The 23,160-nt window shown below is 62.0% G+C and carries 21 protein-coding genes; 11 read left to right on the top strand and 10 right to left on the bottom strand.

Annotated elements, in window-relative coordinates:
- Positions 1 to 116: 116 nt before the first annotated feature.
- The 3 genes from M0D66_RS33020 to M0D66_RS33030 form a co-directional block, all read right to left on the bottom strand.
- Complete coding sequence (locus M0D66_RS33020; protein ID WP_093643829.1) at positions 117 to 1,517, bottom strand: sigma-54 dependent transcriptional regulator; 1,401 nt, start codon at positions 1,515 to 1,517, stop codon at positions 117 to 119.
- Positions 1,518 to 1,829: 312 nt separating this feature from the next.
- Positions 1,830 to 2,111, bottom strand: a complete 282-nt coding sequence (locus M0D66_RS33025) for a hypothetical protein (RefSeq protein ID WP_093643831.1) — start codon at positions 2,109 to 2,111, stop codon at positions 1,830 to 1,832.
- 48 nt (positions 2,112 to 2,159) lie between these two features.
- Positions 2,160 to 2,477: a YqjD family protein gene (locus M0D66_RS33030; protein WP_093643834.1), complete on the bottom strand. Its 318-nt coding sequence runs from the start codon at positions 2,475 to 2,477 to the stop codon at positions 2,160 to 2,162.
- Between the two features lie 364 nt (positions 2,478 to 2,841).
- Here M0D66_RS33030 and M0D66_RS33035 point away from each other — a divergent pair, with 364 nt between their 5' ends.
- The 3 genes from M0D66_RS33035 (at position 2,842) to M0D66_RS33045 (ending at position 5,512) form a co-directional block, all read left to right on the top strand.
- Positions 2,842 to 3,903 carry a sigma-54-dependent Fis family transcriptional regulator gene (locus M0D66_RS33035; RefSeq protein WP_093643835.1) on the top strand — a complete coding sequence of 354 codons (1,062 nt, stop codon included), beginning with the start codon at positions 2,842 to 2,844 and terminating at the stop codon, positions 3,901 to 3,903.
- A gap of 389 nt (positions 3,904 to 4,292) precedes the next feature.
- Complete coding sequence (locus M0D66_RS33040) at positions 4,293 to 4,889, top strand: hypothetical protein (RefSeq protein WP_200620195.1); 597 nt, start codon at positions 4,293 to 4,295, stop codon at positions 4,887 to 4,889.
- 134 nt (positions 4,890 to 5,023) lie between these two features.
- Positions 5,024 to 5,512: a hypothetical protein gene (locus M0D66_RS33045; protein WP_093643983.1), complete on the top strand. Its 489-nt coding sequence runs from the start codon at positions 5,024 to 5,026 to the stop codon at positions 5,510 to 5,512.
- A gap of 62 nt (positions 5,513 to 5,574) precedes the next feature.
- On the opposite strand, the gene M0D66_RS33050 is transcribed toward M0D66_RS33045, so the two are convergent.
- Together M0D66_RS33050 and M0D66_RS33055 are read right to left on the bottom strand one after the other, a co-directional pair.
- Positions 5,575 to 6,921 carry an AAA-associated domain-containing protein gene (locus tag M0D66_RS33050; RefSeq protein WP_093643836.1) on the bottom strand — a complete coding sequence of 449 codons (1,347 nt, stop codon included), beginning with the start codon at positions 6,919 to 6,921 and terminating at the stop codon, positions 5,575 to 5,577.
- Between the two features lie 19 nt (positions 6,922 to 6,940).
- The gene (locus M0D66_RS33055) at positions 6,941 to 8,692 is read right to left on the bottom strand and encodes an ABC transporter permease subunit (RefSeq protein ID WP_093643837.1); all 1,752 of its coding nucleotides are present in this window, start codon (positions 8,690 to 8,692) and stop codon (positions 6,941 to 6,943) included.
- Between the two features lie 720 nt (positions 8,693 to 9,412).
- On the opposite strand from M0D66_RS33055, the gene M0D66_RS33060 reads away from it, so the two are divergent.
- Both M0D66_RS33060 and M0D66_RS33065 read left to right on the top strand, forming a co-directional pair.
- Positions 9,413 to 11,104: a sensor domain-containing diguanylate cyclase gene (locus M0D66_RS33060; RefSeq protein ID WP_200650755.1), complete on the top strand. Its 1,692-nt coding sequence runs from the start codon at positions 9,413 to 9,415 to the stop codon at positions 11,102 to 11,104.
- Between the two features lie 168 nt (positions 11,105 to 11,272).
- Positions 11,273 to 11,539 carry a hypothetical protein gene (locus M0D66_RS33065; RefSeq protein ID WP_054035057.1) on the top strand — a complete coding sequence of 89 codons (267 nt, stop codon included), beginning with the start codon at positions 11,273 to 11,275 and terminating at the stop codon, positions 11,537 to 11,539.
- A gap of 96 nt (positions 11,540 to 11,635) precedes the next feature.
- Here the strand turns inward: M0D66_RS33065 and M0D66_RS33070 are convergent, their stop codons facing one another.
- Positions 11,636 to 12,955 carry an ATP-binding protein gene (locus M0D66_RS33070; RefSeq protein ID WP_093643841.1) on the bottom strand — a complete coding sequence of 440 codons (1,320 nt, stop codon included), beginning with the start codon at positions 12,953 to 12,955 and terminating at the stop codon, positions 11,636 to 11,638.
- Complete coding sequence (locus M0D66_RS33075) at positions 12,939 to 13,664, bottom strand: response regulator (RefSeq protein WP_054035058.1); 726 nt, start codon at positions 13,662 to 13,664, stop codon at positions 12,939 to 12,941. The genes M0D66_RS33070 and M0D66_RS33075 overlap by 17 nt, the downstream gene beginning before the upstream one ends.
- Before the next feature lie 219 nt (positions 13,665 to 13,883).
- Here M0D66_RS33075 and M0D66_RS33080 point away from each other — a divergent pair, with 219 nt between their 5' ends.
- Positions 13,884 to 14,414 (top strand): periplasmic heavy metal sensor, encoded by a 531-nt coding sequence (locus M0D66_RS33080; RefSeq protein ID WP_054035059.1) that lies wholly within the window; start codon positions 13,884 to 13,886, stop codon positions 14,412 to 14,414.
- Positions 14,415 to 14,614: 200 nt separating this feature from the next.
- On the opposite strand, the gene M0D66_RS33085 is transcribed toward M0D66_RS33080, so the two are convergent.
- A complete protein-coding gene (locus M0D66_RS33085; RefSeq protein WP_266212578.1) occupies positions 14,615 to 15,325 on the bottom strand; it encodes a pirin family protein in 711 nt (236 codons plus the stop codon).
- A 368-nt stretch (positions 15,326 to 15,693) separates the two neighbouring features.
- Between M0D66_RS33085 and M0D66_RS33090 the strand changes: the two genes are divergently transcribed.
- From M0D66_RS33090 to M0D66_RS33110, 5 genes are all read left to right on the top strand, one after another.
- Positions 15,694 to 16,470, top strand: coding sequence for an ABC transporter substrate-binding protein (locus M0D66_RS33090; protein ID WP_266212579.1), 777 nt, complete (start codon positions 15,694 to 15,696; stop codon positions 16,468 to 16,470).
- Between the two features lie 280 nt (positions 16,471 to 16,750).
- On the top strand, positions 16,751 to 17,440 hold the full coding sequence (locus M0D66_RS33095) for an ABC transporter permease (RefSeq protein WP_093643848.1): 690 nt from the start codon (positions 16,751 to 16,753) through the stop codon (positions 17,438 to 17,440).
- Entirely contained in the window at positions 17,437 to 18,150 is a 714-nt protein-coding gene (locus M0D66_RS33100) for an ABC transporter permease (protein ID WP_054035061.1), read from the top strand. Before M0D66_RS33095 ends, M0D66_RS33100 begins: the two co-directional genes overlap by 4 nt.
- A 48-nt stretch (positions 18,151 to 18,198) precedes the next feature.
- The gene (locus M0D66_RS33105) at positions 18,199 to 18,978 is read left to right on the top strand and encodes an ABC transporter ATP-binding protein (protein ID WP_093643850.1); all 780 of its coding nucleotides are present in this window, start codon (positions 18,199 to 18,201) and stop codon (positions 18,976 to 18,978) included.
- Between the two features lie 592 nt (positions 18,979 to 19,570).
- Complete coding sequence (locus M0D66_RS33110; protein WP_266212580.1) at positions 19,571 to 20,692, top strand: porin; 1,122 nt, start codon at positions 19,571 to 19,573, stop codon at positions 20,690 to 20,692.
- Positions 20,693 to 20,931: 239 nt separating this feature from the next.
- Here the strand turns inward: M0D66_RS33110 and glnK are convergent, their stop codons facing one another.
- Positions 20,932 to 21,270: a P-II family nitrogen regulator gene (gene glnK, locus M0D66_RS33115; RefSeq protein ID WP_006048444.1), complete on the bottom strand. Its 339-nt coding sequence runs from the start codon at positions 21,268 to 21,270 to the stop codon at positions 20,932 to 20,934.
- A gap of 146 nt (positions 21,271 to 21,416) precedes the next feature.
- Entirely contained in the window at positions 21,417 to 23,105 is a 1,689-nt protein-coding gene (locus M0D66_RS33120; protein ID WP_266212582.1) for an NAD+ synthase, read from the bottom strand.
- Between the last annotated feature and the right edge of the window lie 55 nt (positions 23,106 to 23,160).

Below are 23,160 nucleotides of genomic sequence, written 5' to 3' on the forward strand. Positions count from 1 at the left end.
GCACAGGGGCAACGCTAATAGACCACTAACAAAACAAGGAAAGGCACCAAAGCCAAAACAAGGAAAGGCCAAAGCCCTAAGAGCACGGACAAAAAAGCGCCGAACAGGCAAAAACCTTAAGCGCCAGCGCCCCCAACAACTCGAGACTCATCGGCAACATCCCCCTCATCCCGAGCATCATTCCCATACTCAACAAGCCGGTTATAAAGCGTCTTCAAGCTAATCCCAAGAATCTCAGCGGCACGCGTCTTAACACCACCGCATTGCTCAAGCGTAGCCAAAATCAACTGCCGATCAGCCTCAGCAAGCGAAGTCCCAAACGGAATCGTAATCGCCGTACCAGCCGCAGGCTTGGACAAAGTAATCTGCAACGGCACGGTAGCCGTACTATCCGAATCGGACCCCGACATAATGTGCGCCCGCTGCACATAGTTCTTCAACTCGCGCACATTGCCCGGCCACGGGTAAGACATCAACATATCCTTCACAGCAGCCGGAAAATGCTTCTTCGTGCTGTGCCGCTCATTGAGCTCATCGAGGAATGCCTGCGCAAGCAAATCAACATCCTTACCGCGATCGCGCAACGGCGGCAGACTGATCGGAAACACGTTCAGACGATGGTACAAATCGAGCCTCAACTTACCTTCCAGCACAGCCTGCTCAGGATCGCGATTAGTAGCCGCAATCAGCCGCACATCCGTTTCGATTTCCTTAGTCGTCCCAACCCGCATGAACATGCCGGTTTCCAGCACGCGCAGCAACTTCACCTGCAACTCGATCGGCATTTCGGTGATTTCATCGAGGAACAGCGTGCCGCCGTTCGCACGTTCGAAATAGCCTTTGTGCTGACGGTCCGCACCGGTGAAAGAGCCGCGCTCGTGACCGAACATTTCCGATTCGATCAGGTTCGGCGAGATCGCACCGCAGTTCACCGCGAGGAACGCATGCTTACGGCGCAAGCTGAGCTGATGCAGCGTCTGGGCGGCGACTTCCTTACCGGTGCCAGACTCTCCCACCAGCATGACCGAGGCCGCCGTCGGCGCAACGCGGCCGATCTGGTCGTAAACCTCCTGCATAGCCGGCGAATTGCCGAGCATCAAACCAAAGCGGCCCATGCGGCGCAACTCGCCGCGCAACGTGCCGATTTCCGCCTTCAGGTCGCCCGCGCGCGGCAAGCGCGACAGGATCGCCTTCACGCGCTGCATGTTGATCGGCTTCACCAGGTAGTCGGTGGCGCCCATCTTCAGCGCGTTGACCGCCGACTCCACCGTGGCGTGACCGGTAATCACGATCACCTCCACACCGGAGCGCGGATCGAGATCTTCAAACAGATCGACTCCGCTGCCGTCGGGCAGCTTCAGGTCGGTAAAGACGACGTCCGGCATCTGCCGGACCAGTTGAATGCGCGCTTCGCGCAAATCGCCCGCAGTGGCGGTAGTCAAACCGTCTTCCCCGATGATGGCGGAAAGCGCCTCGCGGGTACCGGCATCGTCATCGACAATCAGTACGTGTGGCATCGCGTCTCGAAAGCCCGAAAGCGTGAATGGGGGACATGCAAAACCGCATGATAGGAAGCCGGCCGGCAGCTTGCCGCCGCGCCGCGAGTGTGTCCGAATGTGAGCACACGCTAACGTTTCGCAGCAGCGCCTGACCTCTGACTTGGCTCAATATCGCAACAATCAATAGGAAAAACACCTAAGAAAGTGCAGTATTGTTGTCTGTAAACCTATTATACGGCTTTATCGGGACAAGTTTGTAATGTACGCCGGGTGCCGCTTGCGGAAGCTGCACGCTGACGCGCCGCGTCCGCAAGGCCCTGGTTTTGACCGTCAACTGCGCGGAAACGGCCATGCGCCGTCTTTGCCATTCGGATGCGCCGAGCCGTTTGCGCCATGCGCGGTATCTGGCGTGGACGGGCCGGCAATCGCCGCCGTCACGCTGCCGGACGGCGCAACCGAGGGCGTGGCGACTGTGCCGCCCTCGCCTTCCCAGCGGCTCAGTTCACGCGCCGCAGGAACCTGCGCGGCGCGGTTTCGCTGCACGTAGCGCACAGCCAGAAATCCGCCGAGAGCCATCAGCGCGCCGAAAATACCAATTTTGGGTCGTCCCATCGTGAACTCCTTGTTGTCGTCAAGCGGATCGGCGTCGGGCGCTGCGCGTTAGCGCGTGCTGAGGACGCCAAGCAGGAAGCCGGCGCCCGCGGCAATGCCGATCGAGCGCCACGGGTTGCGCCGCACGTAGCGTTCCGCATTGACGGTCGCGACCCGGTAGCGCCGTTGGGCGCTCTCCTGCGCATCGCCGAGCGCCGATTGCAGCGTTTCGACATGCGCGCCTAGCCGCTCGCGCAGTGCATCGACGCCTTCGCCCGGCACGGTGGCAGCGAGCCGCAGCATCTCTTCCGAGTCCGTCAGCAGCACTCTCAGATCATCGACAATCTTCTGCTTGCCGAGTGCAAGCTGTTGCGTGGTGTCAGTCATCATTCACTCCTATGTCTGAATTCGACGTTTACATCTTGTTTCCGGCACGTCGCAGACAATCGGAGAGCCGCATCCGCCGCCGGCGCGCGTCGAACAGAATCGCTCAAAAGCACACGCATATCGGATTCACGGCGCAAACGCCGTGCCCGGTAAATTTGCCGCTGTCATTCGGTACAGACCTGGGCTCAGGCACTTTCGACCGGGCCTGCGCCGGCCTATTTCGCGAACCGTCACACGGATTGCCGGAAGCGGCATCAAAGTGGTTAAATCGAATTTCTGTGAGATAGTGGCCGCACGGGTCCGTCTTGCTACAAGGCCTGCGCGCCGCAACACCGAACCTCAATTTGCACAGGACTTTCCGTTTATGGCGTCAATCGAGCTGGACTCGCCCACTGTCTCCGCCGGCGGCAACGCTTCGGCCCAGGCGAAGCAGCGCGTCGCGGACGGCATCGCGGGACTGAAATCGTACGGGCTGCTATATGGCTCGTCGCCGGTGATGCTCGATCTGTACGAACAGATCGAACGCGTCGCCAGCACCGACGCGACCGCGCTGATCATCGGCGAATCCGGCACGGGCAAGGAACTGATCGCCCGCACGATTCACGATCAAAGCAGCCGCAAGAACGCACCGTTCGTCGCCGTGAACTGCGGCGCGATTCCGGACGAACTCATCGAAGCCGAATTGTTCGGCCACGAAAAAGGCAGCTTCACCGGCGCGGTCCAGGCCCGCGTCGGCTACTTCGAACATGCGAACGGCGGCACGCTGTTTCTCGACGAAATCACTGAAATGGCACCGGTGCGCCAGGTCAAACTCCTGCGCGCGCTCGAGACCGGCACGTTTTTTCGGGTCGGTGGCAACGAACTGATTAGTGGCGACGTACGCGTGATCGCAGCGACGAATCGCGACCCCGCGGTAGCGGTGAAGGAAAACGGCCTGCGTGAAGACCTGATGTACCGGCTCGCGGTTTTCCCGTTGCGCGCGCCGCCCTTGCGCGAGCGTGAAAACGATCGCGAACTGCTCGCGCAACACTTCCTTGCCTTACTCAATCAGCAGGAAAGCGCGAGCAAGAGCTTCAGCAAACGGTCGATCGAAACACTGCGGACCTGGTCGTGGCCGGGCAACGTGCGCGAGTTGAAGAACGCGGTGTATCGTGCGTTCATTCTCGCGGAGAAGACAGTCGAGCTGCCGCATCCGCATCTCGCCTCGCGCGTGAAAAAGCCCGTGACGCAGGGCGATGCGATGAGCGTGTGGATCGGCACACCGCTCGCCGATGCGCAAAAGCAGATCATTCTCGGCACGCTCAAGTATTGCGGTGGCGACAAACGGCGCGCGGCCAAAGCGCTTGGCGTGAGTCTGAAAACGCTCTACAACCGCCTGAGCGCATACGGCGGTGAAGAAGGCTCGGACGAAGAAACCGAGCAATAAGCCGTCCCAGGCGCTCACGCGGTTCGTTCGCGTGAGCCGGTGTTTTCTGCGTGCTTGCTGTCTTCTTTTGCACGCTCCTTGTGTGCTTGCTTTGCATCCCCTCTCTACTGAAACGGTCCTTTTTGCGGGCCTTTCATCTCATAATTAATCCCTTCGCACCGCCAGGTAAATCGGCCTTTTCTCACCAGAAACCGATCTGACTCGCACCATCTTTTGCAATTGCTTGCACTTTCCCACTGCCAATTACAAATGGCATCCTGCAAAATGCGGCAGCGTACGGCGCAACGATAAGGAAGACGTGCCTTTCGCTCACGCACCGTCAACACACGCGAAACACATGTGTGAACAGTGCTTGAGCCAAAGGCACTTGCAGGAGCAGAGACAGGGAAATGCAAAAAAGTATGGTGTGGGTCGAATGGGCGAAACGAACCGCCAGCGCGTCCAACGCAGCTAAGCGCGGACGTCCGAATACAACGGCGCTCGTCGCACTAGCCGTGGCGATCACGTCGGCGTTGAGCGGCTGTAGTTCGGTCTACTCGGAAGGCGCCACCGCCGGCGCCGGTATTGCGGGCGCAGCACTCGCGGCCAAGGTCACCAGCAATGCGGCAGTCGCCACCGGCATCGGTCTCGGCGCAGTGGCCGCGGCCCGAGCCGGCGTGCAGTACTCGGAACGCGTGGTCCACAAGAATACGCAGGACGGCATCGCGAAAATCGCCGGGCCGCTCGACGTCGGCGCAATCGCACCGTGGAGCGTGACCCACTCGGTGCCGATCGAAGACGACGAACACGGCCGCGTCACCGTCAGCCGCACGATCAGCGCCGGCGCGCTCGACTGCAAGGAAATCGTCTTCTCGGTCGATCAGACCGCCACCAAGAATGTACCGGCGAGCAGCGCGTTCTACGTCGCGTCGATCTGCCGCGACGGCGACAACTGGAAATGGGCGTCGGCCGAACCCGCTACTGAACGCTGGGGCGCGCTGCAATGAAGGCGCTGACGCTTCCACGTCCACGGAAAGAACACGCGCTGACTGAGCAGCGGCTCATCAACGGCACGAGCACGAGTACTGCCTTGGTTCCAAGCACGCCTGCGGCGGCGCTCTCCGGCAACCGGCTGCGGCTCATGCTGGCTGGTGCGCTCTGCGTCGGCGCCAGCCTGCTGACGAGCGGCTGCTCGTCGGTCGGCGCGGCGAGCGGCGCCGCTGCCGGCGTCGCGTCAGGCCTCGTCACATCCAACCCGGCAATCGGTATCGGCGTCGGCATCGCCGTACAGGCCGCGACCGATGAAGCCGTCGGCCATTACATGCGCGTCATGCACACCGATCAGCAGAACTTGATCGCCGCGCTGGCGGGCGCCATGCCGGTCGGCGAGACGCGGCCCTGGGCGGTCAAACACACGCTGCCGATCGAGAACGGCCACGGCCAGGTGCGCGTGACCCGCGCGTTCAGCTCGGCGCTCGCGCTGTGCAAGGATTTCGTGTTCTCGGTTCAGGACGGCGACGGCCCGAACGCGCACGAAGACTGGTACACGGCGAGCGCATGCCGGCAGGACAAGGGCTGGAAGTGGGCGTCGGCGGAACCGGCAGTCGAGCGCTGGGGCGCTCTGCAATAGAAAAAGCGGCAGGGGCTCCCTGCCGCTTTTTGCCTGAAGCGTCTTAATCGACTCAACCGGGTTTATGACTCCACGTCTTCCAGACTGAAAATTTCCGTCTGGTCGTTGTACGAGAAGATCTCGCCATAACGACCCCAGTTGATCACTGCGTCAAGCGTCTCTTCCGCGGCGCTGTCCGACAGAAAATCCTCCAGCTCCTGCTCGAAACGCACGCGCGGCGCACGATGCCCCGGCCGTTCGTTCAACACCTTCTTGATCCGCGCGGCGAGCGGCACGTGGCGCAGCAGATGTTCCGCGAACATCATCTTGCGCTCCTGGGTGCCGAACTCAGAGAACACGCGCGCCGGCGGCGTTAGGAAAATATCCCCTTCGCGGATGTCGGCAAAGCCCAGGTGCTGCAGCACTTCGGCGACCGGGAACAGATCGTCCACCTCCAGATGCAGCGAACGGGCGATTTCCGGCATGTCGGCGCGGCCGTGGTACGGCGCGGCGGCCAGCGTTTCGATCAGACCGGCCATCAGGTTGGTCGACACATGCGGCAGCCAGCTGTGCAGCTCGAGGCCCTTCTTGGTCTTTTCATCCGTCTGGCGCGCGGTCATCTTCGCGTAAATGTCGTCGACCAGCCGGCGGAATGCAGGGTCCAGACGGTTACGCGGATGCTTGAACGGCACCTTGATCTCAGCGATCACACGGCCCGGATTCGACGACAGCACCAGAATCCGGTCGCACATGAACACCGCTTCCTCGATGTTGTGCGTGACGATCAGCACAGCCTTGATCGGCATGCGGCCTTGCGTCCACAGGTCGAGCAGGTCGGTACGCAGCGTTTCGGCGGTCAGCACGTCGAGTGCGGAGAACGGCTCGTCCATCAGCAGCAACGTGGGGTCGACCACCAGCGCGCGCGCAAAGCCGACACGCTGGCGCATGCCGCCCGACAACTCGCGCGGATACGCGTTCTCAAACCCGTCGAGACCGATCAGGTCGATCGCCGCCAGCGCGCGCGTACGGCGATCACTCGCGCCGACGCCTTGTGCTTCGAGTCCCGCTTCCACGTTTTGCAGCACGGTCAGCCACGGGAACAGCGCGAAGGTCTGGAACACCATCGCCACGCCCTTGGCCGGACCGTCGAGCGGCTTGCCCATATACGTGACTTCGCCGTCGGTCGGCTCGATCAGACCTGCGATGATGCGCAACAGCGTCGACTTGCCCGAGCCCGAGCGGCCCAGCAACCCGACGATCTCCCCTTCGCGCAACGACAGATTCGCGTCGTCGAGGACGAGCAGCTCGCCCTGCGACTTGTTGAACCCGCGGCACACGTCCTTGACGCGCAAGATCTCCTCACCGAGGCGCGGCGGCATCGGCGGGGTCTGGATCGGCGCGGCGGTCATAGCAGCTTTAGGATTTTGCATCGCGTTTAGCCTTTAATTCTCAATCTAGCCGGAGCTTCGCTTCGGCGTAGGCGAACATCGGACGCCACAGCAGGCGGTTGAACAGGGTCACGAACAGGGACATCACGGCGATGCCCACAATGATCTTCGGATAGTCGCCTGCTGCGGTGGTCTGCGCGATGTAAGCGCCCAAGCCATGCGCGGCAACCTTGGTGTCGCCCCACTGAACGAATTCCGCGACGATACTGGCGTTCCACGCACCGCCCGACGCGGTGATCGCGCCAGTCACGTAATAAGGGAAAATGCCCGGCAGCATCGCCTGACGCCACCATTGCCAGCCGCGAATATGGAAGTTCTTGGCCGCTTCCCGGTAGTCGTTCGGATACGAACTCGCACCGGCAATCACGTTGAACAGGATATACCACTGTGTGCCGAGCACGATCAGCGGCGACAGCCAGATGTCCGGGTTCAGATGAAAGCGCACGATGGCGATAACGAACACCGGGAACAGCAGATTCGCTGGGAACGCGGCGAGGAACTGCGCAATCGGCTGCACCTTCTCGGCCAGCGCCGGCCGCAGGCCGATCAGCACCCCGATCGGCACCCAGATCACCGAAGCAATCGCGATCAGCACCACCACCCGCAGCAACGTGATGAGCCCGAGTACGAGCACGTGCCAGACTTCATCGAGCGACACGCCGGTCCGCACGTAGGCAACGACGCGGTACACGACATAGACCGTGGCAAGCAGCACCAGAGCTGCCCAGACAATGTCGCCGATGCGCGAAGTCTTCTCGCGCTGCGGAATATGGAACCGCGGGCCGCCAAACGCAGGCAATGTGAAGTTGACGCGCGCGGCCTTGGCGAACATCCAGCCGAGCGGCACCAGCAGACGGTGAATCAGATGGGTACGGCGGATCAGGTCGAGCAGCCACGATTCCGGCGCATTGCCTGAGCTGGTGGTTTCCATGCGGAATTTATCGGCCCATGCGACGAGCGGGCGGAACATGAACTGGTCGTACGCAAGAATCACGACCGTCATGGCAAGAATCACCCAGCCGATTGCGTGCAGATTCTTGTCGGAAATCGCCTGCGCGAGATAAGCGCCGATCCCCGGCAACGTGATCGTGTTGTTGCCGACCGTGATGGCTTCGGAAGCAACCACGAAAAACCAGCCGCCCGACATCGACATCATCATGTTCCAGATGAGGCCCGGCATCGAGAACGGCACTTCCAGTTTCCAGAAGCGCTGCCATGAAGTCAGATGAAAGCCGCGCGACACCTCGTCCAGATCGCGCGGCACCGTGCGCAGCGACTGATAGAAGCTGAACGTCATGTTCCACGCCTGGCTCGTGAAGATCGCGAAGATCGCCGCCAGCTCAGCGCCGAGCACGCGGCCCGGGAACAGAGCGAGGAAGAACGTGACCGTAAACGAAATGTAGCCAAGCACCGGCACCGACTGCAGGATGTCGAGAATCGGCACCAGCACCATGCCGGCGCGGCGGCTCTTGGCAGCCAGCGTGCCGTACACCAGCGTGAAGGTTAGCGAGGCGACCATTGCCGCCAGCATGCGCAGTGTGGTGCGCATGGCGTACTCGGGCAGATTCGTCGGGTCGAGCGAGATCGCCTGAGTCTTGAGCGTCGACATCGGCGCCAGGGTCTCGTGAAAGCCGATCGCCGCCATCGCAATGATGCAGATGATCAGCGGAAAGGCGACGAAGTCCCACCGATTAGGCAACACCCGCCATGCAGAAGCATTGGCAGTGCGCTTCAGATTGAAGCTGAAATCCATCAGACGCTCTCCCTATTCATACAGGTATTCAAACGCTCGCAGGGGGCCGCGGCTTCGGCGCGGCAGTCTGTAGATCGGTCCAGACAGAGGAAATCAGGCATGGCAAAACGCATGTGCGCGGTAAATCGTTAGCGTTGGAGACACGCGGGCCGGCCGCGGACGGGTCCGTGGGCACGCCGCCCGGGACCGCAACCGTCAAGCCAGGCCCCTGTCGCCGCAGGCGCCGCCCGAAGGCTGGCGGGCTTTCCTTGTTTTGGACGGCACGACACTACACCATCCTATGTTTCAGGCACAACCTTTCACGGCAAATAGCAATAAATAGCGTCGAACACCCCGGCAACCGCCTCCGGCCGGCGCCGCTAAAGCATGTAGAGCGAAGCATCTACTATCGGCCAACCACTTTCCCGGCAATCGCGATCACTGCGCGGATCGGGTTTCAAACACCTGTAAAACCCGTGCAGCCATTCAGAAAGCTGATGCGCTGCCGTTAAGAACCTGATGGGCAAAGCGGATGTACTTCGCATTCCCGCAATAAGGGTGGCGTCTGGCCCCATGACGGTTAAAATCAAGAGACGGCATGCCTTTTTGCGGTTTTGCCGTCCCACAACGCGGCCCACACCGAGGGCGTATCGCCAGCCGTTTCCACAGGGGCGGCACAGCGCCGGGGCGCTGCCACGAATGAGCTAGTTGCATGTCACAGCCAGACGAATCAGAGGGTCGATGAACAGGACAACCTTGCGCCAGGCAACCGGACCGATCAGCTTCGCGCTGATCGTGCTCGTTTGCTGGTTCGTGGCCGGCATGGTCGCGGACCGGATGGTACAGCAAGAGCTGGACGCGGCTTTGCGCACGCAACGCCAGATGTCCACGTCGATCGTCGACAACATGGCGGAGGTGATCGCCAGCGACCTCGCCATGTCTCGAGCCATCCCCGCAACCATGGCCGAAATGGACGTGGTCCAGCACGCGCTGGTGCAATCGCAGAATTATGCCGCGAACGGCGAAGCGGCGGAACCCGCCCTGCGCGACGCGTTGTTAAAAGACCCGCAGATGCGCACCATCAGCAATTTCCTGCACGACGCGCAAGGCTTCTCCGGGCTCGACCAGGTCTGGCTCGTCAATGCCAACGGCATCTGCGTCGCTTCGAGCAACTCCGTCAATCGACCGCTTGCAGCGGAGCACACCTTCGTCGGCGCGGATATGCGCATGCGCGGCTACCTGACGAATGCCTTGCTCGGTGCATTTTCGGAAGCTTATGGCGTCGGCCGCCAGAGCGGCGAGCCGGGCATCTTCATCGCGGCGCCGGTGTACGCCGACGGTCTGCTGGTGGGGGTTGTCGTAGCCAAGGTGGGGATCGCGCGGCTACGCCACTGGGTCGCGCATGCCGGTACCTTTGTCGCCGATGAAAACGGCGTCATCATCATGGCGCACAACAGCGCACTCGAAGGCCACGCGCTGCCGAACTCGCACGTCACGAAGATGAGCGCCGCCGAGCGCCTGACCATCTATCGCCGCGAAATCCTCCCCGACATCCAGATTCAGGTCGACACGCGGGTGCGCGAACAGGCGCCCTGGGTGCCAGCCGGTGTCGCCGAACAGTTGTTCGGCATGAGCGAGCAGCCGGCGCCATCGCTGTACCAGGCACGCAACGGTCTGAACTCGGGGCTCTCGGCGCATCTGGTCGATCCGCTCGCGGCCTGGCCGGAACTGCTGCGCAATCACAAGCGCGACCATCTGCTGGTGTTTCTGACGCTGGCCGGCACCGTCGCGCTCGCATGGGTCATCACCGTGTCGTACGTGCGCGAGCGGCGCCACCATCGCGCCACGCGCGACCTTGCAGAACAATTGCAATCGGCCAATACGCTGCTCTCGGCTGAGGCGCGCCACGATGCGCTGACCGGCGCGCTGTCGCGGCGCTACTTCCTCGACCTGCTGCGCCACGAGATCGAGCGCGCGCATGCGGGCAATGAGCCGCTGTGCATGGCGATCGCCGACCTCGACCACTTCAAGCAGATCAACGACCGCTTCGGGCACGCCGCCGGCGACCGCGCGCTCGAACATTTCGTCGACACCTGCCGGGCCGAGTTGCGCGGCACCGATGCGATCGGCCGGCTGGGTGGAGAAGAGTTCGGCCTGCTGCTGCCGGCCACGGATCTGGCGGGCGGCCGTGAAGTTGTCGAACGCTTGCGCCTGCGTCTGAAGGCAGTTCCTTCGCCGAAGCTGCCCGCCTCGGTGGGCTTGAGCGTGAGCATCGGCATCACCGAACTCTCATCCGACGATCTGCCCGAGCGCATCATGAGCCGCGCCGACACCGCGCTTTATGCGGCAAAGACGGGCGGCCGCGACCGCACCGAAGCCCTTCCGCCCGACGACACCGCGCCGCCCGCGCGGACGGTGGTCAACGCCTGGTGACGCCTGGCGAAGGCGCACGACCTTCCCTCCATTCCGATGCGCCATCCGCAACCCAATGCGTGCGGCCGCTGATGCAAAGCAAGTCCTGGCCTCGGGCGTTCCGTAGCGAAGCAGGTATCATCAACCCTGACATTGAGGTTGCCGCTACCGCTCTAACGGGAGATTCGCATGAAGGGAAATTTGGTCATCGTCTGTCGCGATCAGGATGCCGACGCATTCGACCATCTGCTGGCCGAATATGGCGCGTTCCAGACGCGCTTGTCGTCGACCGCGTGGTATCTGAAGCTGGAGGTCGCACCGGAACTGATTCAGGAAGAGATACTCACGCGCCTCGGCAAATACACCACGCACTACATCTTCGAAGCCGAAACGGTCACGTGGAATACGGTGGATGGTGACGCGGCCAATGCGTTGAACACGCTGTTTTCAGACTAGCGCAAAGCTTGCCGGACGCTCATTCCGAACCTCGCGCTCGGACATCACGTTGCGGCATATATATAGCGGGGCAGGCGCTTGCCGCCCTTGCCCCGCTCACCCCCAGGCGTTTTCCGAGGCCACCGCGACACGCGGCACCACATCGAACGGAAAGCTCATCAAGACCCGTAAGCCACGGCCGTCGTGGTTGCCGATCTCCCACTCCCCGCCTGCACGCCGCACCAGACGCTCGACGATCGCAAGCCCCAGCCCGCTATGACCATTGCCGCCACGCGCCGGGTCGAGCCGGACGAACGGCCGGCTGGCATTGATCAGATCCTGCGCGGCGATACCGCTGCCGTTGTCGCTCACCGAAAGCGTGAAACCTTGCGCCGTGCGCGCCGTAGCGACGACGATCGGCGGCGCGCCGTAGGCATGTGCGTTGTCCAACAGGTTCGACAGGATCCGGTCGAGCGTTGCCGCCGGCAGCAGAAAACCCGGGCCTGCGTTGAGTTCGGTTCGCACCGTGGGCCCGCCGGCCGCGACCGCACGATAACTACGGACCACGCGCTCGCACTGCCCGTCCACTTCGACCGCTTCGCTGCGATCGGCGCCGTCGTGTGCGAACACCAGAAACTGTTCGACGATATGCGTCATCGAATCGACGTCGCGCACGACGCCGTCACGCATCTTCACTTCTTCCATCATTTCGGCGCGCAGCCGCAAGCGAGCCAGCGGCGTTTTCAGATCGTGCGCGACGCCGGCCAGCATGACGGCCCGATCGTTTTCGGTGCGCGCCACTTCCTGAACCATCTGGTTGAAGCCGTGCGTCAGCTGCCGCAACTCACGCGGACCGCGTTCAGGCACCGGCGGCACCGGCAAGCCGCGGCCAAAGCGCGCCACCGCCTGGGCGAGCGAGCGCAACGGCTGCTGCAGCGCCCACGCGGCAAAGAGCGCTGCCATCACCGCGAACGAAAAGATAATCGCGAGCCATAGCACCGTGCGATCGAGGGAACGCGGCGTGCGCAGTGGCTGCACCGGCACGACGATCCAACTTCGGTCCGCGGTGCCGCGCACCCACAGCGTGGGCGGACGGCCAGGCTGGCCGATCCGCACCAGCGTACCGGTGGGCATGCGATCGCGCACGTCCTCGATGAAACGTTCGAGCGGCGGCGGCAGATCCGTGCTATCCGGCGGCACATCGGCGCTCGCCGGATCGACCAGCCTGACGCGTGACGGCAAGGGCTGGTCCGGCGTACGGGCGACGTGCTGGCGCACCGCGTCGACAAGGAAGGTGGCTTCCTCGACTGCATAGCGCGCTTGCAGCTGGCTGCGCTCGAGCCGCATAAGCGCGTACCACGCGAAATGCGACAGCAGCAGCACCGCAATAACTAGCAGCGCGAGGCGCCCGAACAGCGAATCAATGGGCCGGCGCATGCTGTTCGCCATCCGGCACGAACACGTAGCCGCGTCCGCGCACCGTTTGAATGAAGCGCGGCGTGGACGGGTCGGTTTCGAGAATGCGACGCAAACGCCACACCTGTACGTCGATGCCGCGATCGGTGCCGTCGTATTCCGGGCCATGCAGCAGTTCGAGCAGGCGCTCACGTGTGAGCGTGCGCATGGGGTGATTGACGAAAATCTTCAGCAGCGCGAATTCGCTGCCCGACAGCGTGAGCGGCTTGTCTTCGAGATGCAGCGTGCGCGACTGGAAATCCAGCGTGAAGCGGCCGAAGTTGAACGGCTCGCGCTGCTCCGGCGCTGCCGCCGACGGCAGCGTGCGGCGCCGCCGCAGCACCGCCTGCACACGCGCCAACAGCTCGCGCGGGTTGAACGGCTTGCCGAGATAGTCGTCCGCGCCGAGTTCGAGCCCGACGATGCGGTCCACGTCGTCAGCACGTGCGGTCAGCATGATCACCGGGATGTCGTCGCCCGACGCGCGCAGCTTGCGCAGCGCGGTCAGCCCGTCTACGCCCGGCATCATCAGATCGAGCACGATCAGATCCGGACGCTCGCGTTCGAGCCTGCGCTCGAGCGTGCCCGCGTCATGCAGCACCGAAACTTCGATGCCCTGACGGGCCAGATAGTCGCGCAGAAGATCGCGCAATTCGACGTCGTCGTCGACAACCAGTATTTGAGTAGCCATGGGATGAAGTTTAACGCGCAGCAGGAAGGGTTTTCGATTTCAGACGGCCCGCAAGGGTTACCGGGTGTTACGGTGAAAGCCGTACGTAATGACCCGTAACAGCCGCATCAAGCCACGTAACACAGCGCTCGGCGCAGTTCTCTACGCTGTGACTTACCGAATGCAGGCCGTCCACATTATCGGTTGCATCGTCGGCTATTCCATTACAGGGAGTCTTACATGTCCACCAAAAAAATGTCGCGCGTTCTCGCCGTTGCCGCCACTGCCCTCGCCATCGGCGCGGGCGCTGCCTACGCCGCCCAACCCGCCGATCACGGCGGCCCCGGCGGCTGGCATGGCCACTTCATGAAGGAACTGACGCAACTGCACGACCAGTTGAAGCTGAACGCGGATCAGGAAAAGCAATGGCAGGCCGCGCTCGACACCATGAAACAGAACCATGAGGCCATGCGCGCCAACCATGAACAGATCAAGAACCAGATGAAGGCCGCGCAGCAACAGCCGATTCTGGATCTGAACGCCATGGCTGCCGCGCACCAGCAGGTCGAGCAGAAAGACGCGCAACTGCGTCAGCAAACCTCGGACGCATGGCTTAAGTTCTATAACGGCTTGAACGACCAGCAGAAGACAACCGTCAGCACGGCGCTGAAGCAGCGTTTTGCGAAGATGGAAGCGCGTCACGAAAAGATGCGCGACCGCTGGGAACACCATAATAAGGGTGCAGCGTCGGCGCCGGCTGCGAATCAGTAAGCGGGTCGAAGCAGGTAGAAGACGGCTCGCGCGGCCGTCGTCCGAATGCAAAAACGCCACGGAAAAACTTCCGTGGCGTTTTTGTTTGTGAGCGGCGCACGCTTCAAGGGGCGGGACTCGTTGCGCTTGCAACCAGCCCCCTCAACCAACAGTCATCGGGCGATGAATGAACGTCCGGTGATCGGCGCTTGCCCGCGCACTTACCCGTTGAGCTGACCCAGATCGAACAGCAGCACTTCGGCGTTGTCGCCCTTTTCGAGCGTCACCGTATCGGTCTCGCTGAGCTTGGCGGCGTCGCCAGCCTGCAGCGTCTGGCCATTCACGGTCAGCGCGCCCCGCGCCACGTGCACATACGCCAGCCGGCCTTTCGGCAACGCAAACGTGGCCTGTTCCGCGCCATCGATCAACGCCGCGTAAATCGATGCATCCGCATGAATCGTCACTGAGCCGTCGCGGCCGTCGGGCGAGGCGACCACGCGCAGACGCCCGCGCTTGTCGGCGTCCTCGAAGCGCTTTTCCTCGTAGCCGGGCTGGTCACCCGCACGTTGCGGGATCACCCAGATCTGCAGGAGGTGCGCGGATTCCTCCTGCGATGCATTGAACTCGCTGTGCTGCACGCCCGTGCCGGCGCTCATGCGCTGCACGTCGCCGGGACGGATGGTCGAGCCGTTGCCCATGCTGTCGCGGTGCGCGAGCGCGCCTTCGAGCACATAGGTGACGATTTCCATATCCCGATGGCCGTGCGTGCCGAAGCCCTGGCCGCCGGCGATGCGGTCTTCGTTGATCACCCGCAACGGGCCGAAATGCACGTGCTGCGGGTCGCGGTAGTCGGCAAACGAGAAGCTGTGATACGAGTCGAGCCAGCCGTGATTGGCGTGGCCACGCTCGTCGGAACGGCGAATCTCGATCATGGATATCTCCCGGTGAGTAAATAGCGATGCCCAGAATGTATGGGCGCGAAGCGCACTAAACAATCGGCAACGATGCACTGGATCGTTCCATAAATCCGTGCAATCACGGCCCAGCACCGTCGCGCATGCACAACGTATGCCGCCGCCCACCGGCCGCCGGCGGCGTCCCGCACTGGCGCGCTGCCCCTGATCGGGTAAAATACCGCCCTTTTCAAGACGCGTGGGCGCCAAAGGCGCGCCGGGCGGGCCCGAAGCCACACTCGCACACGGCGCGACAATTTTGACCGCCTAGAATAGCGACGGCCGGCCACGAGCCGGCGGTCGTCGAGATCGGCACACCACGACGATCAGTTTGATCCAGGAGAAACATGAAGAAGGCCGCACTGTGCGTGGCGCTTGCGGTCATGGCCACCGGCGCCATGGCGAAAGAGTGGAAAACCGTGCGCATCGGGGTTGACGCCAGCTACCCGCCATTCGAATCGAAGGCGGCCAGCGGCCAGGTCGTCGGCTTCGACGTCGATTTGACGAAAGCGCTGTGCGCAAGAATGAACGTCAAGTGCGTGTGGGTCGAGCAGGACCTGGATGGGATCATCCCGGCGTTGAAGGGCAAGAAGTTCGACGCGATCGTGTCATCGCTGACCGTCACGGACAAGCGCCGCGCACAGATCGATTTCTCCGACACGCTGTTCGACGCGCCGGCCCGCATGATCGCCAAAGCCGGCTCGCCGCTGCTGCCCACGGCTGAATCGCTGAAGGGCAAGCATGTCGGCGTCGAGCAGGGCTCGACTCAGGAAGCCTACGCCAAGGCCTACTGGGAGCCCAAAGGCGTGACCGTGGTGTCCTACCAGAATCAGGATCAGGTGTACGCCGACATCGCATCGGGGCGTCTTGACGCAGCGTTGCAGGACGAATTGCAAGCCGACGCCGGGTTCCTGAAGACGCCGCGCGGCAAAGGCTTCGCGTGGGCCGGCCCGGAAGTGAAAGACCCAAAGACGATCGGCGAAGGCACGGCCATCGGCCTGCGCAAGGATGACGTCGCGCTGAAAGCGATGTTCAACCAGGCGTTGGCGCACGTGCGCGAGGACGGTACGTTCAAAAAGCTGGAAAAGCAGTACTTCGACGTCGATATCTATCCAGGTCGTTGAGTGGAGCATGAACTCGGGGCTCGCCCGCATGGGCTTTCCCGAGGCTTCGTAATACAGTCGCTGATAGCCTCAAAAAGCAGTTTCAGAAGCAGCTTCAACCCCGATTCACAACAAGAATCGAAAAGCGCGCTGCAAGACCGGCAACGGCCATGCAGTCATGATTTGCACAGCGGTGCGCTGTGCGCCGCAGGAAACGGCGAGCTCAGGCTCGCGGCAAACGCGGTGCAGAGCTGGCCGCGTCTTTCGCGGTGCGCCACAAGCGCATCGTCAAGGACCCCATATGTTCCTTCAAGGCTACGGCCCGCTGCTTCTTAACGGCACCTGGCAAACCGTCAAACTGGCGGTGTTGTCGCTGGCGTTCGCTTTCGTGCTGGGCCTGCTCGGCGCAGCGGCGAAGCTGTCGAAAAACCGCTTCTCCTATGGTGCCGGCACCGTCTACACGACCCTCGTGCGGGGCGTGCCCGACCTGGTGCTGATGCTGCTGCTGTTCTACAGCATCCAGATCTGGCTGAATAACCTGACCGACCTGCTCGGCTGGGACCAGATCGACATCGACCCATTCGTGGCCGGCGTCGCGGTGCTGGGCTTCATCTACGGCGCGTACTTCACCGAGACTTTCCGCGGCGCGTTCCTCGCGGTGCCGCGCGGCCAGCTCGAAGCGGGCTCGGCCTACGGCATGACCGGCTGGCAGGTGTTCACGCGGATCATGTTCCCGCAGATGATGCGCTTCGCGCTGCCCGGCATCGGCAACAACTGGCAGGTGATGGTGAAAGCCACGGCGCTGGTGTCGATCATCGGTCTCGCCGATGTCGTCAAGGCCTCGCAGGATGCGGGCAAGGGCACGCTGCGGTTCTTCTTCTTCACCCTGTTCGCAGGGGCGATCTATCTCGTCATCACCACAGTGTCCAACTTCGTGCTGATGTACCTCGAAAAGCGTTACTCGACCGGCGTGCGAAAGGCGGATCTATGATCGAGATCATTCAGGAATACTGGCGCAACTATCTGTATACCGACGGCTACCGCCTCACCGGCGTCGTGATCACGCTGTGGCTGCTGGTGGTGTCGATCGGACTCGGCTTCTGCCTGTCGATTCCGCTCTCGGTCGCGCGCGTGTCGAAGAAGAAATGGCTCGCCGGTCTGGTCTGGCTGTATACGTATGTCTTCCGCGGCACGCCGCTCTACGTGCAACTGCTGCTCTGCTACACCGGCCTGTACAGCCTCGAAATCATCCGCAACCACGAGCTGACCAACGCGTTCTTCCGCGACGGCATGCATTGCACGCTGCTCGCGTTCACGCTGAACACCTGCGCGTACACCACCGAGATTTTCGCGGGCGCGATCAAGGCCACGCCGTATGGCGAGATCGAAGCGGCGCGCGCGTATGGCATGTCGTCGTTCACACTGTACCGGCGAGTGATTCTGCCGTCGGCGCTGCGCCGCGCGTTGCCGTACTACAGCAATGAAGTGATCCTGATGCTGCACGCCACCACCGTCGCGTTCACCGCGACCGTGCCGGACATTCTCAAGATCGCCCGTGACGTGAACTCGGCCACGTACCAGTCGTTCAACGCGTTCGGTATCGCCGCCCTGCTCTATCTGTTGATTTCTTTTGCGCTCGTGTGGCTGTTCCGCCGCGCCGAGCGCCGCTGGCTCGCTTACCTGCGGCCGCAAGGCAAGTAAACAAGAAGGGCGCACGCCCCCAAGCAAGTAAGCCCGCCAAGGATCCCGATGAACACCAAGAAGCAAAAGCTCTTCGTCGACGAGCTTCACAAACAGTACGGCGACAACGAAGTCCTCAAGGGCGTGTCGCTGAAGGCCAACGCCGGCGACGTGATCAGCGTGATCGGCTCATCCGGTTCGGGCAAGAGCACGATGCTCCGCTGCATCAACTTCCTCGAGCAGCCGAACTCCGGACGCATCTTCGTCGACGGCGAAGAAGTCCGCACGCAGATCGCGAAGAACGGCGCGTTGCGCGTGTCCGATCCGAAGCAGTTGCAGCGCGTGCGCACCAGGCTGTCGATGGTGTTCCAGCACTTCAATCTGTGGGCGCATATGAACGTGCTCGAGAACATCATCGAGGCGCCGGTCAACGTGCTGGGCTTAAAACGCAAGGAAGCCGAAGAGCGTGCGCGTGAGTATCTGGAGAAAGTGGGCCTCGCGCCTCGTCTCGAGAAACAGTACCCGTCGCATCTGTCGGGCGGTCAGCAACAACGCGTCGCGATCGCGCGCGCGCTGGCCATGCACCCTGATGTGATGCTGTTCGACGAACCGACTTCGGCGCTCGATCCCGAGCTGGTCGGCGAAGTGCTCAAGGTCATGCAGACGCTCGCCGAAGAAGGCCGCACGATGATCGTCGTCACGCACGAAATGGCGTTCGCGCGCAACGTGTCGAATCACGTGATGTTCCTGCATCAAGGCCGGGTCGAAGAAGAAGGCCATCCGGACGAAGTCTTCAAGAACACGAAGAGCGAACGGCTCAAGCAGTTCCTCTCCGGCAGCCTCAAATAAGACTGCCGTAAAGCCTCGTATTTGGGCTGTAGTCAAAGTAGCATTACAAGGCGCTTACGAGCGCCTTTTTTACTTCGCTCACCTGTGCATTCTGGCCATTCTGGCCTCGAAACTGTGCACGAACCTGCCTCGAACTGCCCTCTTTCCGCCTTACTCTGCCGCATTTGAAGCGTCAATAGTGGCAATCCTTGACGTGGTCCGTCCCAATCCGTGATTCCCTTATGGCATAAGGGTTTCCCGCCTTTTGGGGGATATCGCAACGATTCCTTGCACACATTCGTATTGCAATTTGGAGACACCGGCCCAAGCCGGTACTAATTTCTTCTCCCACTCCAGGGTATTTTTGATAAATTAGTAACCAAAGTAGCAAAACAAAGTTCATTAAAAGTAGTTTCACTTCAAAGCAACAGAGGAGAACCGGTCGGCGAGGGATCGGCATGGCGCGAAGAATAGCCCGCTGAGGCTATCCGTCACGACAGGAGACCCAATCCACCCGCTAATCTCCCTGGTACCGATTTCTGTTCGGCGCGCTTGCGTCCGAACACCATTCGCAGTACTGGGTTTCACTTTTTGACAGGGTATGGAGGAGAAGATGAAGAAAGCTTTGCTCGCCGCTGCGTTGATGACAGCCGGTGTAGTTGCGCACGCCCAAAGCAGCGTAACGCTGTACGGCCGCCTTGACGCCGGCCTGGAATACATGAGCGGCCTTCCGAACAACAGCTATACCGGTTCCACGTCGCGCTTCCGTGCGGAAAGCGGTGACTGGGGTACGAGCTTGTGGGGCATGAAGGGCGTCGAAGACATCGGCGGCGGCAACAAGGTCCTGTTCCAGTTGGAAGGCTCCTTCAACACCATGACGGGCGCAGGCCCTGGCGGCGGCGGTCTCTTCAATCGCTGGGCAACGGTCGGGATGGCGAACGACGCGTACGGTACGTTGACGTTGGGCCGCATGCTCTTCATCTCAAACGGCGTGTGGGACTTTGACCCGCTCGGTCAGTCGAACTGGTCGTCGGCATCGCTGGTGCGTGGCCGCAACTGGCCGCAATCGAGCAACAACATCGCCTACCAGTCGCCGAAGTTCTACGGCTTTGACGTGTACGGCCAGTACGCACTGTCGAACGCGACGAACTGGAACGGTAACGGCACGACGTCGCAAGGCCGCGAAGCCGGTCTGCAACTCACGTACACCTCGTCGCTGTTCCAGGTGCGCGGCTTGTACGACGAAATCCGCAACAGCGCAAACGGCCAATTCACCGACCCGTTCAATTTCTCACGTGAGTACACGGGCGCAGTCAACGTGTTCCTCGGTCAGTTCAAGATCCAGGGCGCGTTCCAGGCGATCCGTACGTCGTCCGCAGCCAGCGCAGCAGGCGCAGCACCGACCTCGCTCGATCACGAATGGGGTGGCGTGACGTGGCAAGCCACGCCGGCTGCCGCACTGATCGCAGCGGTTTATCACGTGAACGCGAACAAGGGCGCGGGTAACGCAACGATCTACACGATCGGCGGTTCGTACAACCTGTCCAAGCGCACGCTGCTGGACATCCAGGTTGCAACGGTGCGTAACAGCAAGACGGCTAACTTCGGCCTCGATGCCAACACCGCAGGCGTTGGCGGTACGGGCAACTCGGCTACCGGAGGCACGTACGACGAGAACCCGCTGCCGGGTCATAGCCAAACTGGCGTGTACGCAGGTATTCAACACTCGTTCTAATCGAACAGTGTGCCCCGAGGGGATTTCCTTCGGGGTGTAGTCAGAAGTTCTTCAAGAGAATCTTTTTCACGCTGCTGCGAGAGGCGCGTATCGGTGCGATGTCCGAAAGGGTATCGCACCGTTTTTTATTTGCGCGCACGGTTTTGCCACTGCCCCGACGCACCTGATCGGTGCGTGCGTGCCGCGGATGTCAATACCGGCGCTTTAACTCTGCGTTTCAACAGTACGAGTCGAACCGCTCAAACCGCCGCTTCGTTCTCCTCACCCGTGCGAATCCGGATCACCCGCTCCACGTCCGCGACGAAGATCTTGCCGTCGCCAATCTTGCCGGTGCGCGCCGCGCCGATGATCGCGTCGATCACCTGATCGCACTGGTTGTCCGCAACTACCACTTCGATCTTCACTTTCGGCAGAAAGTCGACCACGTACTCTGCACCACGATAGAGCTCGGTGTGGCCTTTTTGCCGACCGAAGCCTTTGACTTCCGTCACGGTCAACCCCGTGAGGCCGACTTCAGCAAGCGCCTCGCGCACTTCGTCGAGTTTGAACGGTTTGATGACTGCAGTGATGCGCTTCATGGCGGACCTCATCTCGTGATTGGAAGGTTGAAAGGGAAATGGATGATTTTTATTCTACGCCGCGCCGGATGCGTTGCGGCAATCCGGCGCGTGCTTCTGGTCTGCTATGGGGTAAGTCAGTAAGTCCGCAGCCTTTCGCCTGAGACTCACTCCACCGGCTCGGTGTAGCGCGACGTAATCGGATAACGCCAGTCGCGGCCGAACGCGCGATGCGTGACGCGAATGCCGATCGGCGCCTGACGCCGTTTGTATTCGTTGATCTTGATGAGGCGCGTAACGCGTTTCACGTCGTCGACCGCGTAACCCGCCGCGATGATTTCGGCGAGCGAGCGATCCTCCTCCATATACATGCGCATGATCGCGTCGAGCACTTCGTACGGCGGCAAGCTGTCCTGATCGGTCTGGTTGTCGCGCAGTTCGGCCGACGGCGCGCGCGTCAGAATCCGCTCGGGAATCACATCCTGCTTGCTGAACGTGGTGGCCTGATTGCGGTAGTGACACAGCTTGTAGACCAGCGTCTTGGCGATGTCCTTGATCACCGCAAAGCCGCCGGCCATGTCGCCGTACAACGTGCAGTAGCCCACCGCCATCTCGCTCTTGTTGCCGGTGGTCAGCACGATCGAGCCGAACTTGTTCGACAGCGCCATCAGCAAGGTGCCGCGAATGCGCGCCTGAATGTTTTCTTCGGTGGCGTCTTCGGCGCGGCCGGCGAACTCCTCGGCGAGCGAGCCGCGGAACGCGTCGAACATCGGCGCGATCGCGATTTCATCGTAACGCACGCCGACGCGGCGCGCCATTTCGGCAGCGTCGGTGGTTGAAATGTCGGCGGTATAGCGCGACGGCATCATCACCGCCCGCACACGGTCCGCGCCCAGCGCGTCGCACGCAACGGCCAGCACCAGCGCCGAATCCACGCCGCCCGACAGTCCAATCAGCGCGCCCGGAAAGCCGTTCTTGTTGATGTAGTCGCGCACGCCCATCACGAGCGCGGCATACACCTGCGCTTCGAGCGAGAGCTCCGGCGCGATCGCCGCGGGCACCGGCTTGCCGCTGTCGAACTCGACAATCGCGTTGCCTTCCTCGAACTGCGCCATCTTCGCGACCAGCTCGCCCTTTTCATCGAGTACGAACGAGCCGCCGTCGAACACCAGTTCGTCCTGCGCGCCGACCATGTTCACGTAGACCATGGGCAAGCCGGTCTCGCGAATCCGCGCGCGCAGAATGTCGAAGCGCACCGCTTCCTTGTTCAGGTGATACGGCGAGCCGTTCGGAATCAGCAGCACTTGTGCGCCCGCCGCCTTCGCCATTTGCGCAGCCGACGCATGCCACGCGTCCTCGCAAATCACCACGCCGTACTTCACGCCGTCCAGTTCGAACACGAACGGCTTCGGGTCTGAAGCGAAGTAGCGCTTCTCGTCGAACACCTCGGTATTGGGCAAATCCTGCTTGCGATAGGTGCCGGCCACTTCCCCGTCGACGATCAGCGAGGCCGCGTTGAAGGTATCAACCGGCGGCACGCCGCGCTCGATCGGCGCGTTTGCATTACCATGGCCGTGCGCCGCGTCGCGCAACGGATGGCCGACGATCACATGCAAGCCGGCGAAGGGCTTCAGTTGCGCGGCCAGATCGGCAAGCGCCGCCGCACTCGCGGTGTAGAACGCAGGACGCAGCAGCAGATCTTCGGGCGGATAGCCGGAGAGCGCGAGTTCAGGCGCAATCAGCAGTTTCGCACCATCGTTGTGCGCGGCGCGCGCGGCAGCGACAATCTTCGCGACATTGCCGGCGAAGTCGCCGACGGTGACATTGATTTGAGCAAGAGCGATTCGGGTCTTCATGGCAGGATCGACAGGCACGCCAGACGGCTTGCGAGTACCGCGGCTGGTTAGCTCG

This window comes from Paraburkholderia sp. SECH2 (assembly GCF_030464795.1).
GTDB classification, from domain to species: Bacteria; Pseudomonadota; Gammaproteobacteria; order Burkholderiales; family Burkholderiaceae; genus Paraburkholderia; species Paraburkholderia aspalathi.

Bases quoted from the DNA above. Each gene is read 5' to 3' on its own strand.
- M0D66_RS33020 (WP_093643829.1), bottom strand. From the start codon at position 1,517: ATGCCACACGTACTGATTGTCGATGACGATGCCGGTACCCGCGAGGCG.
- M0D66_RS33025 (WP_093643831.1), bottom strand. From the start codon at position 2,111: ATGGGACGACCCAAAATTGGTATTTTCGGCGCGCTGATGGCTCTCGGC.
- M0D66_RS33030 (WP_093643834.1), bottom strand. From the start codon at position 2,477: ATGACTGACACCACGCAACAGCTTGCACTCGGCAAGCAGAAGATTGTC.
- M0D66_RS33035 (WP_093643835.1), top strand. From the start codon at position 2,842: ATGGCGTCAATCGAGCTGGACTCGCCCACTGTCTCCGCCGGCGGCAAC.
- M0D66_RS33040 (WP_200620195.1), top strand. From the start codon at position 4,293: ATGCAAAAAAGTATGGTGTGGGTCGAATGGGCGAAACGAACCGCCAGC.
- M0D66_RS33045 (WP_093643983.1), top strand. From the start codon at position 5,024: ATGCTGGCTGGTGCGCTCTGCGTCGGCGCCAGCCTGCTGACGAGCGGC.
- M0D66_RS33050 (WP_093643836.1), bottom strand. From the start codon at position 6,921: ATGCAAAATCCTAAAGCTGCTATGACCGCCGCGCCGATCCAGACCCCG.
- M0D66_RS33055 (WP_093643837.1), bottom strand. From the start codon at position 8,692: ATGGATTTCAGCTTCAATCTGAAGCGCACTGCCAATGCTTCTGCATGG.
- M0D66_RS33060 (WP_200650755.1), top strand. From the start codon at position 9,413: ATGAACAGGACAACCTTGCGCCAGGCAACCGGACCGATCAGCTTCGCG.
- M0D66_RS33065 (WP_054035057.1), top strand. From the start codon at position 11,273: ATGAAGGGAAATTTGGTCATCGTCTGTCGCGATCAGGATGCCGACGCA.
- M0D66_RS33070 (WP_093643841.1), bottom strand. From the start codon at position 12,955: ATGCGCCGGCCCATTGATTCGCTGTTCGGGCGCCTCGCGCTGCTAGTT.
- M0D66_RS33075 (WP_054035058.1), bottom strand. From the start codon at position 13,664: ATGGCTACTCAAATACTGGTTGTCGACGACGACGTCGAATTGCGCGAT.
- M0D66_RS33080 (WP_054035059.1), top strand. From the start codon at position 13,884: ATGTCCACCAAAAAAATGTCGCGCGTTCTCGCCGTTGCCGCCACTGCC.
- M0D66_RS33085 (WP_266212578.1), bottom strand. From the start codon at position 15,325: ATGATCGAGATTCGCCGTTCCGACGAGCGTGGCCACGCCAATCACGGC.
- M0D66_RS33090 (WP_266212579.1), top strand. From the start codon at position 15,694: ATGAAGAAGGCCGCACTGTGCGTGGCGCTTGCGGTCATGGCCACCGGC.
- M0D66_RS33095 (WP_093643848.1), top strand. From the start codon at position 16,751: ATGTTCCTTCAAGGCTACGGCCCGCTGCTTCTTAACGGCACCTGGCAA.
- M0D66_RS33100 (WP_054035061.1), top strand. From the start codon at position 17,437: ATGATCGAGATCATTCAGGAATACTGGCGCAACTATCTGTATACCGAC.
- M0D66_RS33105 (WP_093643850.1), top strand. From the start codon at position 18,199: ATGAACACCAAGAAGCAAAAGCTCTTCGTCGACGAGCTTCACAAACAG.
- M0D66_RS33110 (WP_266212580.1), top strand. From the start codon at position 19,571: ATGAAGAAAGCTTTGCTCGCCGCTGCGTTGATGACAGCCGGTGTAGTT.
- glnK (WP_006048444.1), bottom strand. From the start codon at position 21,270: ATGAAGCGCATCACTGCAGTCATCAAACCGTTCAAACTCGACGAAGTG.
- M0D66_RS33120 (WP_266212582.1), bottom strand. From the start codon at position 23,105: ATGAAGACCCGAATCGCTCTTGCTCAAATCAATGTCACCGTCGGCGAC.